We start from the raw sequence: 1,136 nt of genomic DNA, 5'->3' as shown, positions 1-1,136 counted from the left end.
CCCGAGCAGAAGGTGATCCGCCCGGTCGGCAACCCGATCTACGCACACGGCCACCTGGCGATCCTGAAGGGCAACCTGTCGCCCGAAGGCTGCGTGGCCAAGATCACCGGCCTGAAGAACCCGGTCATCACCGGCCCGGCGCGTGTGTTCGACGACGAGCAGTCGGCGCTGGCGGCGATCATGGCCAACCGGATCAAGCCCGGCGACGTGATGGTGCTGCGCTACCTCGGCCCGAAGGGCGGCCCGGGCATGCCGGAGATGCTGGCGCCCACCGGCGCGCTGATCGGCCAGGGGCTGGGCGAGTCGGTCGGCCTGATCACCGACGGCCGCTTCTCCGGCGGCACCTGGGGCATGGTGGTCGGCCACGTCGCGCCGGAGGCCTACGAGGGTGGGCTGATCGCGCTGGTGCACGAAGGCGACCCGATCACGATCGACGCTCACCGGCTGCTGCTGCAGCTCGAGGTGGACGAGGCCGAGATCGCACGCCGCCGCGTGCAATGGAAGCGCCCGGCGCCGCGCTACACGCGCGGCGTGCTGGCCAAGTTCGCGAAGAACGCCTCGAGCGCCAGTTCCGGCGCGGTGCTGGACAAGTTCGAGGACTAGGAGTCTGCGCGGCAGAAACCCGGGCCCGCGTTGAGCCCGCCAAGGGGCGCAGGCTAGGCGCAGCCCGCCGCCCGGGCTGGCCGCCCGGGCCAGGGGTGCAACGACGCATGCGCCCCTTGGCGGGCTCAACCCTTCGGGCCGGGACACCCAATGCCACTGGCGCGTGTTGCACCGCTTGCGCGGGCGACCAGCCCGCGCCGCGCGTCGCGCCTACGCCAGCGGCCTTGGCCGCCCGGCGCGGGCCCGGGTTTCTGCCGCGCAGACTCCTAGCGCCCCGCGGCCTTGTTCTTCTTGTGGCGGGAGCGCGCGTCCATGCCCAGCGCCTCGAGGTTGCGCTCGCGGCGGGCCTGGCGCTTGGCGTCCATCTTCTCCATCTCGCGGCGCTTGTTGTAGCCGGTGCTGTCCGCCCAGGCCCACCAGACGGCGGCCAGGCCGAAGGGCACGCAGAACTTCCACAGGTCGCCGGTCAGCGTCCAGGTCCAGTTGGCCATCGGGCCGATGCCGGCGAAATGCAGCAGGATGATGAAGACACC

General features: G+C 71.8%; 2 protein-coding genes. One reads left to right on the top strand and one right to left on the bottom strand.

The window, feature by feature from the left end; translation table 11 throughout:
• On the top strand, window positions 1-603 hold a 603-nt coding region (locus ACE3TA_RS22635; protein WP_374576585.1), incomplete at its 5' end, for a dihydroxy-acid dehydratase.
• 266 nt (window positions 604-869) lie between these two features.
• Here the strand turns inward: ACE3TA_RS22635 and ACE3TA_RS22630 are convergent.
• On the bottom strand, window positions 870-1,136 hold a 267-nt coding region (locus ACE3TA_RS22630), incomplete at its 5' end, for a TIGR04438 family Trp-rich protein (RefSeq protein ID WP_374576584.1).

Origin of the sequence: Phenylobacterium sp. (assembly GCF_041916435.1) — a bacterium.
In the GTDB taxonomy this organism is placed as follows: domain Bacteria; phylum Pseudomonadota; class Alphaproteobacteria; order Caulobacterales; family Caulobacteraceae; genus Phenylobacterium.
Note: the sequence above shows the minus strand (reverse complement) of the source record. Positions and strands in the feature narration are given on the sequence as shown.